Origin of the sequence: Streptomyces rishiriensis (assembly GCF_030815485.1) — a bacterium.
Classification (GTDB): Bacteria; Actinomycetota; Actinomycetes; order Streptomycetales; family Streptomycetaceae; genus Streptomyces; species Streptomyces rishiriensis_A.
The window spans coordinates 6,132,370-6,147,311 of sequence record NZ_JAUSWV010000002.1 but is presented as its reverse complement, the minus strand read 5'-3'; the positions used below and the strand labels follow the sequence as shown (position 1 = coordinate 6,147,311).

The following is a 14,942-nucleotide window of genomic DNA, read 5'->3' as shown; positions in this document are numbered from 1 at the left end:
GGAAACGACTCGCGCATGGCTTTCGAACCGCCGCAGCGTCTGGCGAGGGCGCTCGGTGAGACGGCACCGGACGGTGACGGCTGGTTGGAGAAGCTGCCGGAGGCGGCCCGACAGGCCGTCGCACTGGGCGAGTTGACCGTCGACCGGGTGCAGGTGCCGGGCGGCCGGACCAGCCTGGTCGTGCTGGTGCGGCGCGCGGACGGGACACCGGCCGTGCTGAAGCTGGCCCCGCCCCGGTTCCGGCCGGAGGCGGAGCGGGCCGCGCTGGCCCACTGGGACGGCCTGGGCGCCGTCCAGCTGCTCGAGGGGCCGCCGACCGCGGGGGCACTGCTGCTCGAGCGGCTGCATCCCGATGTGTCGGTGCGGTCGCTGGCGGAGGCGAAGGCCCTGCTGGAGGCGGCGGGAACGGTGCGGCGGCTGTGGGTGGAGCCGCCGGCCGGCCACACCTTCGAGTCCGTCGCCGACCGCACGGGACGCCAGGCGGAGGCGATGCGGGCGAGTGCCGGGGCCCGGCCCGAGGTGGCCGCCCTGGTGGACGCGGCCCTCGCCGCCCGTGCGGAGCTGCTGGCCGGACCGCCCGAGCACCGGCTGCTGCACGGCACGTTCCGGCAGAGCAAGGTGCTGGCGGGCGAGCGGATGCCCTGGCTGGCCGTGGGGCCGGACCCGGTGGTCGGCGAGCGCGCCTTCGACCTGGCCCGGCTGGTCCGCGACCGGGTGGAGGACCTGATCGCCTCGCCGTCCGGGGCTACGATCACCCGGCGCCGGGTGAAGCGGCTCGCGGAGTCGCTGGAGCTCGACCAGGAGCGGCTGCGCGGCTGGACGCTGTTCCGGGCCGTGGAGTCGGGGGCCCGGGCCCTGCGCGTCGGACGGACACGGGACGCCGAACTCCTGCTCGAGTTCGCGAGCTGGCTGTAGCGGAACCGATCCGCGACGGGCTCCGGGTGCGGAGCCGCGGTTGGCGGGCCGCAGGGGTACAGGCTGACCGGGTGACCGAGTCGCCGGGGCGTGAGGGGGCAGACGTGCGCGTGTGCTGGTCACGAGCCATGGACGGGGCGGCGCTCACCTACTGGAGGCGCCCCGCAGGGGAGCGTCGTGGGTCCCCCCGACGGGCCTCCCGAGCGTCCCGCGGGTGAGCGGCGAAGGTGGTCAGGGCGCTGAGGAGCCGCTCGACGAGGAATCCGTACCCCTGTCGGCGGAGTCGCTGTCCGTAGAGGCGCCGTCCGTGGTGCCGGTGTCGGTGGAGTCGCTGTCCGTAGAGGCGCTGTTCGTGGTGCCGGTGTCGGTCGAGTCGCTGTCCGAGGAGCTCGAGCCGGAACCGGAGCCGGAGCCGATGTCGCTGCTCGTGCTGTTCGCCGTCGTCCGGGCGTCGGCCTGCAGGGCGCCGACCAGTGCGAACACCGCGGCCGCCGCGGTGAGCGTGACCGCCGCGGCGAGGGCGGCCGTACGCCGCACACCTCCGCGTACCGCTGTCGCGGCCCCCCGTTCCTCTTCCCTGGTCGCCATGACCGTTCCCCTCCGCAGTGACGTTCTGTCACGCCCTACGGTCGGGGAACGGTCTGGGAGAACGCTGCGAAGCAGCCGTACGCCCCGGCAGAAATCCCTGAGATTTCGCTTTACCTCACGGCTTCACATCACGCCGTCAGCCGGGCGATCGCCTCGTCGACCGTGAGCTCTTCGCGCTCGCCGGTCCTGCGGTCCTTCAGCTCCAGGACGCCCTCGGCCGAGCGGCGGCCCGCCACCAGGATCTTCGGCACGCCCATCAGCTCGGAGTCGGTGAACTTCACGCCCGGGGAGACGCCGGCCCGGTCGTCGACCAGGACGCGCAGACCGGCCGCGCGCAGCTTCTCGGAGACGTCGAGCGCCAGCTCGGTCTGGAGAGCCTTGCCCGCCGCGACGACGTGCACATCGGCCGGGGCGACCTCGGCGGGCCAGCACAGGCCCTTGTCGTCGGCGCTCTGCTCGGCCAGGGCGGCGACCGCGCGGGAGACGCCGATGCCGTACGAACCCATGGTCACCCGGACCGGCTTGCCGTTCGGACCGAGCACGTCGAGCTTGAGGGCGTCGGCGTACTTGCGGCCCAGCTGGAAGATGTGGCCGATCTCGATGGCGCGGTCCAGCTTGAGGCCGGTGCCGCACTTCGGGCAGGGGTCGCCCTCCTGGACGACCACCACGTCGACGTAGCCGTCGACCTCGAAGTCCCGGCCCGCGACGACGTTCTTCGCGTGCAGGCCTTCCTTGTTGGCGCCGGTGATCCAGGCGGTGCCCGGGGCCACGCGCGGGTCGGCGATGTACGTCACCTTGTCCAGACCCTGCGGGCCGACGTAACCGCGGACCAGGTCCGGGCGGCCCACGAAGTCCTCGGCGGTGACCAGTTCGACGGCTGCCGGGGCGAAGTGCGCCTCGACCTTGCCGAGGTCGACCTCACGGTCACCGGGGACGCCCACGGCGACGATCTCGCCGTCGACCTTCACCAGGAGGTTCTTCAGGGTGGCCGAGGCCGGGACGCCGAGGTGGGCGGCGAGCGTCTCGATGGTGGGGGTGTCCGGGGTCGGGATCTCCTCGAGAGCCGCCACGCCGTCGGCGTCCACCGGCTTCGACTGGTACGTGATCGCCTCGGTGTTGGCCGCGAAGTCGCAGTTGGGGCAGTCGGCGAAGGTGTCCTCGCCGGCGCCGGCCGGGGCGAGGAACTCCTCCGACTTGGAGCCGCCCATCGCGCCCGCGGTCGCCGCGCAGATGCGGTAGTCCAGGCCGAGGCGCTCGAACACCTTCTGGTAGGCCTGGCGGTGCAGGGCGTAGGAATGCGCGAGGCCCTCGTCCTCGGTGTCGAAGGAGTAGGAGTCCTTCATGAGGAACTCACGGCCGCGCAGGACGCCGGCCCGGGGGCGGGCCTCGTCACGGAACTTCGTCTGGATCTGGTAGAGGATGACCGGCAGGTCCTTGTACGAGGACGCCTGGTCCTTCACGATCAGCGTGAAGATCTCCTCGTGGGTGGGGCCGAGGAGGTAGTCGCCGCCCTTGCGGTCCTGGAGGCGGAACAGCTCCGGGCCGTACTCGTCCCAGCGGCCGGTCGCCTCGTAGGGCTCGCGGGGCAGCAGGGCGGGGAGGCTGACCTCCTGGGCGCCGATCGCGTCCATCTCCTCGCGGACGATCCGCTCCACGTTGGCGAGTACCTTCTTGCCGAGCGGCAGCCAGGACCAGATGCCGGCGGCGGTGCGGCGGACATAGCCCGCGCGGACGAGGAGCTTGTGGCTGAGCACCTCGGCGTCCGCAGGGTCGTCGCGCAGCGTCTTCGCCATCAACTGGGACATGCGCTGGACCGGTGCGTTCGCCATGGTTCTCGTACTCCTGCCGGAAAAGGGTGGTGGCTAGGAGGTTAGCCGGGAGCGTGGCGGGCCGGAAATCCGTTACCCGCGCAGGAGGGGAAGCGGGGCGCCCATCACCGCGTACGGGCGGGGGGCGCTGGGGAACAGCACCCGGCGGGCCAGGTCCCGGTAGCCTAGGGAGTGGTAGAGCGCGCGGGCGGGACTGTCGGTGTCGATCGCGGAGAGGATCGAGCGGGGCTGGGCCGCGGTGTCGGTGATCGTGGTGATCAGGGCCCGGCCCGCGCCGCGGTTCTGGTGGGCGGGGTGGACGTGCAACTCCGTGATCACGAACGAGTCGTCCAGCCAGTGCTCGTTGCCCTGGGCCCGGAGGTAGGGCTGTACGACCGTCGACCACCAGTGGGTGCGGTCGTTGGGCATGCCGTAGACGAAGCCGACGAGCCGCTCTCCGGCGGTCGCGCCGAAGGCTCTCGCACCCGGATTCGCCATGTGCCGCAGGACGATCTGCCGGCGGACGGCCACCTCGTCCGGCCCCAGTCCGAAGGCGATCGCCTGTACGGCCAGGGCCTCGTCCACATGGGCGGGGAGGTCCAGGGCGCCGATCACGAGGTCCATGGCGGGGAGCCTACAGGGGCGTCAAAACAGGACGCTCATGAAGGCGCCGACCTCCTGGAAGCCCACCCTCCTGTACGTGCGCCGCGCCGCGGTGTTGAAGTCGTTCACGTAGAGGCTGACCACCGGGGCCACGTCGGCCAGGGCGTAGCGCAGGACCGCTGCCATGCCGGGGGCGGCCAGGCCCTGTCCCCGGTACTCCGGGGCCACCCACACCCCCTGGATCTGGCAGGCGTGGGAGGTCGCCGCGCCGATCTCCGCCTTGAAGACGACCCTGCCCCGGTCGTCGAGCCGGGCGAACGAGCGCCCGGAGCCGACGAGTTCGGCCACCCGGGCCTGGTAGAGCAGGCCTCCGTCGCCGGCCATCGGGGAGACACCGACCTCCTCGGTGAACATCGCCACGCACGCCGGCATGATCGTGTCCATCTCGTCCTTGCGGATGCGGCGGACGTAGGGATCCGGGGCGATGTCGGTGGGCATGCGGTCGGTGACCATGAGGGGCTGTTGGGCGCGGACCTCGCGGGCCGGGCCCCAGTGGGGTTCCAGGAGGCGCCACAGTCTGGTCGTCGGCTCGACGGGACCGACGATCGAGGAGCAGCGGCGGCCCGCCCGGCGGGCGCGGTCGGCGAAGGCCCGCACCGCTCTCGGCGTCGCGCAGATCGGGACGAGGTTGGCGCCCGCGTAGCAGAGGGACGTCAGCATGCCGTCCTCGTACCAGCCCCACATCTCGCCGCCGAGGCGCCACGGGTCGAGGCCCGCGACCTGTACGCGCGACGTGACGAAGGCGTTGGCGACCGGCTCGCGGTCGAGGACGGCGAGCGCGGCGTCCAGGTCTCTCGGTTCGAGGACCCGGGAGGTGGTCTGGGTCAACACGCGCGGGGCCTCACACTCAGGTCTGCTGGTCCCCGCACTGTACCTGCGGAAGCTGGGCGGTGCCGACCCGTGTTCGGTGGGCGTTCGTCTGCCGTGACCGTCGGGTGCCGCGCCGCCGCCTGGGGGCTGCCGCCCCCGGACCCCGCTGTCGGCCTGAACGGCCTCGTCCTCAAACGCCGGACGGGCTGGTTGCACCTGGCCCGGCGCAGAAGCTCAGGACGACCGGCCCCGGCCCGCGACCACCCGCCGGGCCGACGCGAGCCCGCCCGCCGCCCGCACCCCCAGGAGCCGCGCCGCCTTCGGCCGCCGTGCCGACGGCCGGGCAGATGCGAGCAGGCCCCGCCGCCCGCACTCGCGGGAGCCGGGGCCTCGCCTTGGAGAAGGAGTCCGGTCGGCGTCGGAAGCCGGTGTCAGCCCGCGACCGATACCTGCGGCTCGCCGGACGGGGTGCCGGACGCCTCCATCTGTTCGGCGAGCTTCATGGCCTCCTCGATGAGGGTCTCCACGATCTTCGACTCGGGGACGGTCTTGATGACCTCGCCCTTCACGAAGATCTGGCCCTTGCCGTTGCCGGAGGCGACGCCGAGGTCGGCCTCGCGGGCCTCGCCGGGGCCGTTGACGACACAGCCCATGACGGCGACGCGCAACGGGACCTCCATGCCCGTGAGCCCCGCCGTGACCTCTTCGGCCAGCTTGTACACGTCGACCTGGGCCCGCCCGCAGGACGGGCAGGAGACGATCTCCAGACCGCGCTGCCTGAGGTTGAGGGACTCCAGAATCTGGTTGCCGACCTTGACCTCCTCCACCGGCGGAGCCGAGAGGGAGACCCGGATCGTGTCGCCGATGCCCTGGGAGAGCAGGGCGCCGAAGGCGACCGCCGACTTGATCGTGCCCTGGAACGCCGGGCCCGCCTCCGTCACCCCGAGGTGCAGCGGATAGTCGCTCTGCGCGGCGAGCTGCCGGTACGCCTCGATCATGATCACCGGGTCGTTGTGCTTGACCGAGATCTTGATGTCACGGAAGTCGTGCTCCTCGAAGAGGGACGCCTCCCACAGCGCGGACTCGACGAGCGCCTCGGGAGTCGCCCTGCCGTACTTCTGGAGCAGCCGCCGGTCCAGCGAGCCGGCGTTGACGCCGATCCGGATCGGCGTGCCGTGCTCCTTCGCCGCCTTCGCGATCTCCTTGACCTTGTCGTCGAACTGCTTGATGTTGCCCGGGTTCACCCGGACCGCCGCACAGCCCGCCTCGATCGCGGCGAACACGTACTTCGGCTGGAAGTGGATGTCGGCGATGACCGGGATCTGCGACTTGCGGGCGATCGTCGCGAGCGCGTCCGCGTCGTCCTGCGTGGGGCAGGCCACCCGCACGATCTGACAGCCGGACGCGGTGAGCTCCGCGATCTGCTGAAGCGTCGCGCCGATGTCGGAGGTACGGGTCGTCGTCATCGACTGCACCGACACCGGGGCGTCTCCGCCGACCGCCACGGATCCGACCTGGATCTGCCGGCTCTTACGGCGCTCGGCAACCCTGGTCGGAACGGACGGCATGCCGAGAGAAATCGCAGTCATCTGCTGTGCAACCCCAAGTCGTGGATCAAGGCCCAGGTCCCGTCTTCAGGCGGGTTCCAGGCTTCGAGATTACGGCACCGGCCCGTGCGCGAGCACTCCCCCGCCCGGAACCACCCGAGGGGGCGACCCCGCCGCCGCCAAACCCACTCGGCCGAGGCGGCCCGGAACATATCGTCCCGGGCCGCCGCGAACCCTGTGTGACGGGAAGGTGGCTACGAGATGCGCACCGGGTTCACCACGTCCGCGATGAGGACCAGCAGCGTGAAGCAAATGAAGACGCCTGCCACCACGTACGCCACCGGCATCAGCTTCGCCACGTCGAACGGGCCCGGGTCCGGCCTGCGCAGGACCTTAGCCAGGTTGCGGCGCAGGGATTCCCACAGGGCGCCCGCGATGTGCCCGCCGTCCAGCGGCAGCAGCGGGAGCATGTTGAACAGGAACAGGGAGAGGTTGAAGCCCGCGACCAGCATCACGGCCATGGCCAGCTGCTGCGAGGCCGGGATGTCCAGGGTGAAGATCTCTCCGCCGACGCGGGCCGCGCCGACCACGCCCATGGGTGAGTCGGGCTCGCGCGGAGCGCCGTCGAAGGCGGCGTTCCACAGGGCCGGGATCTTGCCGGGGAGGGCGGCGATGGAGTCGACGGCCTCGCCCACCCGGTCGGTCATCCAGGACACGGAGTCTCCGAAGTCCTGCTTGACGACGCCGGTGGCCGCGCCGAAGCCGAGGAAGCCCGCCTTGATGTACTCGCCCTGGACGTAGGTCCCGTCGGAGTCCTTCTTGGCGACCTGGTTGGTGGCGATCGTCGCGTGCAGGGTCAGTTCCCTGCCGCCCCGCTCGACCACGACGGCCACGTCCTTGCCTGCGCTGACCCGGATCAGGTCGGAGAGCGTGTTCCAGTCGTCCGTCCGCTGACCGGCGAAGGAGACGATCTTGTCACCCGGCTTCATGCCGGCGGCCGCGGCCGGGGAGGCCGGGTCGGTCGACTTGCACTCGTCGCGGTTCTGGCTCTGCGAGATGACGCAGGGCGAGACCGAGCTGACGGTGGTGGTCTGCTGCTGGATGCCGAAGCCCATCAGGACGGTGAGGAACAGGCCCACCGCGAGCACCAGGTTCATGAACGGGCCCGCGAACATCACGATGACCCGTTTCCACGGCTTGCGCGTGTAGAACATGCGCGTCTCGTCGCCCGGCTGGAGTTCCTCGTACGCGGCCGAGCGGGCGTCCTCTATCATGCCGCGCCAGGGCGAGGTGGAACGGGCCGTGATCCGGCCGTCGTCGCCCGGCGGGAACATGCCGATCATGCGGATGTAGCCGCCGAAGGGGATCGCCTTGAAGCCGTACTCGGTCTCGCCCTTCTTCCGGGAGAAGATCGTCGGGCCGAAGCCGACCATGTACTGCGGTACCCGGATGCCGAAGAGCTTCGCCGTGGACAGATGCCCCAGCTCGTGCCAGGCGATCGAGAACAGCAGGCCGACCGCGAAGACGACTATGCCGAGGATCATCATCAGGGCTGTCATGCACGCGCCTCCGCGGTAGCCGTCAGTTCCTGGGACCGGGCCCGTGCCCAGGTCTCCGCTTCGAGGACGTCCGACACGGTGAGTGAAGTTCCCGTCGCCGGCGTGCCGTGCTCCCGCACGACCCGGGTGACGGTCTCCATGATCCCGTTGAACGGGAGCGCGCCCTTGCGGAACGCCTCCACACACTCCTCGTTGGCGGCATTGAACACCGCCGGGGCCGTGCCCGCGAGCTCGCCGACGTGCCGGGCGAGGTTCACCGAGGGGAACGCCTCGTTGTCGAGCGGGAAGAACTCCCATGTCGACGCCGTGCTCCAGTCGAAGGCGGGCGCCGCGTCGGGGACGCGCCGGGGCCAGCCCAGACCGACGGCGATCGGCCCCCGCATGTCGGGGGGCGTCGCCTGGGCCAGCGTCGATCCGTCCGTGAACTCCACCATCGAGTGAACATACGACTGGGGATGCACGACGACCTCAATGCGGTCGAAGGGAATGTCGTAGAGAAGGTGCGCCTCGATGACCTCCAGGCCCTTGTTGACCAGGGTCGCGGAGTTGATCGTGATCACCGGTCCCATGGACCAGGTGGGGTGGGCGAGGGCCTCCTCGACCGTCACGTTCGCCAGCTGCTGCTTCGTGCGGCCTCGGAAGGGGCCGCCCGAGGCGGTGACGACCAGCTTGCGCACATCCGCGCGGGTGCCCGCGGCGAGGGCCTGGAAGAGGGCCGCGTGCTCGGAGTCCACCGGGATGATCTGGCCGGGCTCGGCGAGCGCCTTGACCAGCGGGCCGCCGACGATGAGCGACTCCTTGTTGGCGAGCGCGAGGGTGCGGCCCGCCTCCAGGGCGGCGAGGGTGGGCGCGAGGCCGATGGAGCCGGTGATGCCGTTGAGGACGGTGTGGCAGTCGGAGGCGGCGAGCTGGGTGGCCGCCTCGGGGCCGGCCAGGATCTCGGGGAGCGGCTCACCCGTCCCGTACTCGGCGGCGAGGGCCTCGCGCAGGGCCGCCACGACGTCCTCACGGGCGACCGCGACGGTCCGCACCCGCAGCCTGCGGGCCTGCTCGGCGAGGAGGGCGACGCGGCCGCCGTTGGCGGACAGACCGGTCACCCGGAAGCGGTCCGGGTTGCGCAGCACGAGGTCGATGGCCTGGGTGCCGATCGAACCGGTGGAGCCGAGGATCACCACGTCCTTCGGGCCGTCGCCCGCGACCGGGTCGTAGACGAGGTGCGGGTCGGCGAGGGGGGCTGGACTGTCGCTCATCCCCCCATTGTTGCCGCAACGGGTGGGCGGCAGGACCGGGGTGTCCCCCGGGAGGGCCCACCGGTCGCGTACGCCCCGCCGAGCGTGGCCGAACATGGCCGGTGGTGCGCATTCCCTGGCTGTCTGGTGCGCGCGGTTGTTCGACTCTCTTCCCTTACAGACCCTTTTCGTCTCTTTCGTTGGCACTTCCTCTATCTCTCCGTGCCGTCGGCTTTCGGCGCAGGCCGGGAGGCGGCGGCGACGCCGGGACGTGGGTCCGCACACTGTGGCGGACCCGCGTCCCGGCGCCCGCTCAGCGGATGGGACGGTGGACGTTCGCCCGCTCGCTGGGTCCCGGTGTGGTGTCGGCGATCCAGGGGCCGTCCCCGGACGGGTCGACGACGCCGTGCTCCAGCCACTCGTAGGTGCCGGCCATGACGCCCTTGACGACCTTGCCGTCCACGTCGTCGGTGTTGCTCCACAGCCGGCTGAAGAGCTCGTCGACGCGGATCCGGGACTGGCGGCAGAAGGCGTCGGCGAGCTGGTAGGCCTCGCGGCCGTTCTCGCCGCGCGAGCGCAGCAGTTCGGCGCGGACGCAGGCCGCGCTCATCGCGAACAGCTCGGCGCCGATGTCGACGATGCGGCCGAGGAAGGCCTGCTTGGTCTCCATCCGGCCCTGCCAGCGGGACATCGCGTAGAAGGTGGAGCGGGCGAGCTTGCGGGAGTGCCGCTCGACCTGCCGCAGATGCGGCGAGAGGTCGACACCGTGCCTGAACTCCGCGTAGGAGTTCGGCAGCTGGCCCGGTCCCGCGACCAGTTTCGGCAGCCACTTGGCGTAGAAGACGCCCGCGTTGGCGCCCGCCCTCGCCTTGTCCTGGAGGGTCTTGTCGGGGTCGATCAGGTCGCCGGCGACCGAGAGATGGGCGTCGACCGCCTCACGGGCGATGAGGAGGTGCATGATCTCCGTCGAGCCCTCGAAGATCCGGTTGATCCGCAGGTCGCGCAGGACCTGCTCGGCGGGGACCGCCCTCTCGCCCCGGGCGGCCAGCGAGGCCGCCGTCTCGAAGCCGCGGCCGCCGCGGATCTGGACCAGCTCGTCCGCCATGCGCCAGCCCAGTTCGGAGGCGATGAGCTTGGCCAGCGCACCCTCGATCCGGATGTCGTTGCGGTCCTCGTCCGCCATCTGGGAGGAGAGGTCGAGCACCGCCTCCAGGGCGAAGGTGGTCGCCGCGATGAAGCTGATCTTCGCGCCGACCGCCTCGTGGTGGGCGATCGGCCTGCCCCACTGCTCACGGGCCGCGGACCACTCACGGGCGATCTTCAACGACCACTTGCCCGCCGCCACGCAGGACGCGGGCAGCGAGAGCCGTCCCGTGTTCAGCGTGGTCAGGGCGATCTTCAGGCCCACGCCCTCGGGGCCGATGCGGTTCGCGGCCGGGACCCGCACCTGGTGGAAGCGGGTCACGCCGTTCTCGATGCCGCGCAGGCCCATGAAGGCGTTGCGGTTCTCGACGGTGATGCCGGGCGAGTCCGCCTCCACGACGAAGGCGGTGATGCCGCCCCGGTGGCCCTCGCTCTTCGGCACGCGGGCCATCACGACCAGCAGGTCGGCGACCACGCCGTTGGTGGTCCACAGTTTCACGCCGTCGAGGACGTAGTCGTCCCCGTCCGGCACCGCGCTCGTCGCGAGCCGCGCCGGGTCGGAGCCCACGTCCGGCTCGGTGAGGAGGAAGGCGCTGATGTCGGTGCGGGCGCAGCGGGGCAGGAACCGCTGCTTCTGCTCCGGCGTGCCGAACAGCTTCAGCGGCTGCGGTACGCCGATCGACTGGTGCGCCGAGAGCAGCACGCCGACCGCGGGGCTGGCCGAGCCCACCAGGGCCAGCGCCTTGTTGTAGTACACCTGGGTGAGGCCGAGGCCGCCGTACTTGGGGTCGATCTTCATGCCGAGGGCGCCGAGCTCCTTGAGCCCGTTGATCACCTCGTCGGGGATGCGGGCCTCGCGCTCGATGAGGGCCGCGTCCACCTTCGTCTCGCAGAAGGCCCGCAGTTTCGCCAGGAACTGCTCGCCGCGCCGGACGGCCTCGTCGGTGGGGAGCGGGTGGGGGTGGATGAGGTCCAGCCGGAAGCGGCCGAGGAAGAGTTCCTTGCCGAAGCTGGGTTTGCGCCAGTCCTGCTCCCGAGCGGCCTCGGCGACCTGTCGGGCCTCACGCTCGGTGACAGTGGGTTTCTTGAGGGGTGGTGCGGACATGAGGCTCACCTCGCCGCGAATCGGGATCTCGGGCCACATTGGTTACCGATCGGTGCTACCCGATCGTTGGTACCCGATCCGGGGCGAGGTGGCCACCCCACGCGCGGGGTTCCGGCCGGTGTCCGCCGGGTACGCCGACGGCGCGGGAGGCCCGTTCCCGCGAAGGCCCCGGCGCCGGCTCCGTCGCCGGGGGCCCCTTCGTACGTCGGTGCGGAGCCTGCGCCGAACGAGTGGCGGTCGCGGGGCCGGAAAAGCTTGCCGTACCCTTCTCCACCAATCCCCCACAACTCGCTGTCGAAGCGCTTCGACAACCTATGGACACCCATCCTCGCTAGAGCTACTGTCGAACCACCCTCACCCGCCCCTGTTCGCCGCGCGCACTGTCGAAGCGCTTCACAAAACTTGGAGAGCTGGATGGTCACCCTCGCCGAGGTCGCCCAGCACGCCGGAGTCTCGGCGAGCACGGTGAGCTATGTCCTCAGTGGCAAGAGGTCCATCTCCACGACCACCCGGCAGCGGGTCGAGCAGAGCATCCGTGAACTCGGCTACCACCCGAACGCGGGCGCCCGCGCCCTGGCCAGCAGCAGATCGAACATCATCGCGCTGATGATCCCGCTGCGCACCGACATCTACGTGCCGGTGATGATGGAGATCGCCATCGCGGTGGCCACCACCGCGCGCACCCACGGGTACGACGTCCTGCTGCTCACCGGCGAGGAGGGCCCCGACGCCGTCCGCCGCGTCACCGGCAGCGGGCTCGCCGACGCGATGATCCTCATGGACGTGGAGCTCGACGACGAGCGGCTGCCGCTGCTGCGCTCCACCGACCAGCCCTCCGTGCTGATCGGGCTGCCCGCCGACACCTCCGGGCTGACCTGCGTCGATCTGGACTTCGCGGCGACGGGGGCGCTGTGCGCGGAGCACCTGGCGATGCTGGGGCACCGTGACATCGCTGTCATCGGCGAGGCGCCCGCCGTCTACGAACGGCACACCGGCTTCGCCGAGCGCACGCTCGACGGACTCCGGTACCGGGCGAAGGAGCTGGGCCTGCGGCTGCTGCACCGCCCGTGCGAGGGCGGGTACGACGCGATGGCCCTGACCCTGGCCCGGGTCCTCGACGAGCGTCCGGGCACCACCGGGTTCGTCGTGCAGAACGAGTCGGCGGTCGAGCCGCTGCTCGCCCTGCTGCGCCAGCAGGGCCGGGCCGTGCCGGAGGACGTGTCGGTGGTGGCCGTCTGCCCCGACCAGGTCGCCGTCCAGGCCTCGGTGCGGCTGACGTCGGTCGCCATCCCCGCACAGGAGATGGGCCGGCACGCCGTGGAACGTCTCGTCGCCAAGCTCGAGGGGCACGGCAGCGACGAAGTCGTGCTGATCGCGCCCGAGCTGACGGTCCGGGCGAGCACGGGACCGGCGCCCACCGTCTCCTGACCCCACCCCGCTCTTCCGCCGTCGCGCCCGTCGCAGGGCACCGCCATGTCTGCACTCCTTCAAGGAGCACCTCACATGAACCAGCCTGCCGAGAACCAGCCTCAGGTCAGCCTCGCGCAGTCGTCGCCCACGGTCGGCACCTTCCGTGAGCACGGCGGCGCGCTGGAGTGGAGCGGCCGCCAGGAGACCCTGCGGGTCGAACCGTGGGGCCCGGACGCCGTCCGGGTGCGCGCCCGGCTCGGCGGGCCGATCCTCGAGGGGCTGCCCGGCGCGCTCCTCGACGAGCCGCCGGCCACCGAGAGCAGCGTCAAGATCACCGACGTCGAGGGTCTGCTGACCGTGGGCGCCCTCACCGTCGAGGTGAACGCCGAGGGCGTGATCCGGTTCCTGCGGACGGACGACCGCACGGAGCTCCTGGCGGAGGAGCGCGCCCACTTCTGGTGGCCGGGCACCCGGCTCTACACGGCCGTCGGCAACGGCCACCACCGCCTCGAGCAGCGCTTCGCCGCCTACGACGACGAGAAGCTGTACGGCCTCGGCCAGCACCAGCACGGCCGCCTGGACCAGAAGGGCCTGGTCCTGGACCTGGTCCAGCGCAACGCCGAGGTCGGCATCCCGGTGCTCACCTCCAGCCGCGGTTACACCCTGCTGTGGAACAACCCGGCGATCGGCCGGGTCGAACTGGCCGGCAACGGCACCCGCTGGGTCGCGGACTCGGCCCGGCAGATCGACTACTGGATCACCGCGGGCGCCCCGGCCGAGGCCCAGCGCCGCTACAGCGCGGCCACCGGCCGTACCCCGATGCTGCCGGAGTGGGCGGCGGGCTTCTGGCAGTGCAAGCTGCGCTACCGCACCCAGGACGAACTCCTGGGCGTGGCACGGGAGTACAAGCGCCGGGGCCTGCCGCTCGACGCCATCGTCTGCGACTTCTTCCACTGGACCCACCTGGGCGAGTGGAAGTTCGACCCGGCCGAGTGGCCCGACCCGGCCGCGATGGTCCGTGAGCTCGAGGAGCTCGGCGTCAAGCTGGTGGTGAGCGTCTGGCCGTCGGTGTCGCCCCTCAGCGAGAACCATCCGGTGATGGAGCAGCGCGGCTACTTCATCGGCACCCAGTACGGCCCGATGGCCCACGCCGACTGGCCGGACAAGGGCGTCGCCTCGACGGTCCAGGTGGCGTTCTACGACGCGACGAATCCCGGGGCCCGGGAGTTCGTGTGGTCGAAGATCCGCGACAACTACCTCACTCCGTACGGCATCACGGCCTTCTGGCTGGACGCCTGCGAGCCGGAGCTGAAGCCCGGCTTCCCGGAGAACCTGCGCTACTGGGCGGGTCCGGGCCTGGAGGTCGGCAACATCTACCCGGCCGAGAACGCCCGCACCTTCTACGAGGGTCTGCGCGCCACCGGCGAGGACGAGATCATCAGCCTCAACCGCTCGGCGTGGGCGGGCAGCCAGCGCTACGGCGCCGCCCTGTGGTCCGGTGACATCGGCACCGACTTCGCGACCCTGCGCCGCCAGATCGCTGCCGGGCTGAACACCGCGCTGTCGGGCATCCCGTGGTGGAACACCGACATCGGCGGCTTCCACGGCGGCGACCCGGACGACCCGGCGTACCAGGAGGTGATGGTCCGCTGGTTCCAGTTCGGCGCGCTGTCCCCGCTGATGCGGCTGCACGGCTTCCGCGACCCGGGCATGCCGCTGGGCCCGGACATGACCGGCGGCCCGAACGAGGTGTGGTCGTACGGCGAGCAGGCCGGCGCGGTCATGGAGAAGTACCTGCGGCTGCGCGAGCGGCTCAAGCCGTATGTCCTGAAGGTGATGCGCGAGGCCCACGAGGAGGGCCTGCCGCCGATGCGGCCGCTGTTCCTGGAGTTCCCGGACGACCAGGCGTCCTGGTCGGTGGACGACTCCTACCTCTTCGGCCGGGACCTGCTCGTGGCCCCGGTGCTGACGGCCGGCGCCACCGCCCGCACGGTCCACCTCCCGGCCGGCGCGACGTGGACGGACGCGTGGACGGGCGAGACGTACGAGGGCGGTGCGGCCGTGACGGTCGACGCCCCGCTGGACCGCCTCCCGCTGTTCCTGCGGGACGGGGCGCGCCTGCCGGTGGCGGAGTAGCGGCACGAGGGCACGGAAGGCGGGCGTCC

General features: G+C 71.4%; 11 protein-coding genes. 3 read left to right on the top strand and 8 right to left on the bottom strand.

From position 1 onward, the window contains the following. Nucleotides 1–15: 15 nt before the first annotated feature. The gene (locus tag QF030_RS29965; RefSeq protein ID WP_307165687.1) at nucleotides 16–915 is read left to right on the top strand and encodes an aminoglycoside phosphotransferase family protein; all 900 of its coding nucleotides are present in this window, start codon (nucleotides 16–18) and stop codon (nucleotides 913–915) included. A gap of 231 nt (nucleotides 916–1,146) precedes the next feature. Here the strand turns inward: QF030_RS29965 and QF030_RS29960 are convergent, their stop codons facing one another. From QF030_RS29960 to QF030_RS29925, 8 genes are all read right to left on the bottom strand, one after another. After that, the gene (locus tag QF030_RS29960; protein WP_307165686.1) at nucleotides 1,147–1,503 is read right to left on the bottom strand and encodes a hypothetical protein; all 357 of its coding nucleotides are present in this window, start codon (nucleotides 1,501–1,503) and stop codon (nucleotides 1,147–1,149) included. Between the two features lie 128 nt (nucleotides 1,504–1,631). Continuing rightward, entirely contained in the window at nucleotides 1,632–3,332 is a 1,701-nt protein-coding gene (locus QF030_RS29955) for a proline--tRNA ligase (RefSeq protein WP_307165685.1), read from the bottom strand. 72 nt (nucleotides 3,333–3,404) lie between these two features. Next, on the bottom strand, nucleotides 3,405–3,935 hold the full coding sequence (locus tag QF030_RS29950) for a GNAT family N-acetyltransferase (protein ID WP_307165684.1): 531 nt from the start codon (nucleotides 3,933–3,935) through the stop codon (nucleotides 3,405–3,407). A gap of 21 nt (nucleotides 3,936–3,956) precedes the next feature. Then, on the bottom strand, nucleotides 3,957–4,805 hold the full coding sequence (locus QF030_RS29945; RefSeq protein ID WP_307165683.1) for a GNAT family N-acetyltransferase: 849 nt from the start codon (nucleotides 4,803–4,805) through the stop codon (nucleotides 3,957–3,959). A gap of 410 nt (nucleotides 4,806–5,215) precedes the next feature. Further along, nucleotides 5,216–6,373: a flavodoxin-dependent (E)-4-hydroxy-3-methylbut-2-enyl-diphosphate synthase gene (ispG, locus tag QF030_RS29940; RefSeq protein ID WP_307165682.1), complete on the bottom strand. Its 1,158-nt coding sequence runs from the start codon at nucleotides 6,371–6,373 to the stop codon at nucleotides 5,216–5,218. Between the two features lie 212 nt (nucleotides 6,374–6,585). Next, nucleotides 6,586–7,890, bottom strand: coding sequence for a M50 family metallopeptidase (locus QF030_RS29935; protein WP_307165681.1), 1,305 nt, complete (start codon nucleotides 7,888–7,890; stop codon nucleotides 6,586–6,588). Continuing rightward, on the bottom strand, nucleotides 7,887–9,140 hold the full coding sequence (gene dxr / locus QF030_RS29930; RefSeq protein ID WP_307165680.1) for a 1-deoxy-D-xylulose-5-phosphate reductoisomerase: 1,254 nt from the start codon (nucleotides 9,138–9,140) through the stop codon (nucleotides 7,887–7,889). Before dxr ends, QF030_RS29935 begins: the two co-directional genes overlap by 4 nt. A 292-nt stretch (nucleotides 9,141–9,432) precedes the next feature. Further along, nucleotides 9,433–11,367, bottom strand: coding sequence for an acyl-CoA dehydrogenase family protein (locus QF030_RS29925; RefSeq protein ID WP_307165679.1), 1,935 nt, complete (start codon nucleotides 11,365–11,367; stop codon nucleotides 9,433–9,435). A 414-nt stretch (nucleotides 11,368–11,781) separates the two neighbouring features. Between QF030_RS29925 and QF030_RS29920 the strand changes: the two genes are divergently transcribed. Together QF030_RS29920 and QF030_RS29915 are read left to right on the top strand one after the other, a co-directional pair. Next, nucleotides 11,782–12,795, top strand: coding sequence for a LacI family DNA-binding transcriptional regulator (locus QF030_RS29920; protein WP_307165678.1), 1,014 nt, complete (start codon nucleotides 11,782–11,784; stop codon nucleotides 12,793–12,795). Nucleotides 12,796–12,870: 75 nt separating this feature from the next. Beyond that, on the top strand, nucleotides 12,871–14,913 hold the full coding sequence (locus QF030_RS29915; RefSeq protein ID WP_307165677.1) for a glycoside hydrolase family 31 protein: 2,043 nt from the start codon (nucleotides 12,871–12,873) through the stop codon (nucleotides 14,911–14,913). Nucleotides 14,914–14,942: the final 29 nt, after the last annotated feature.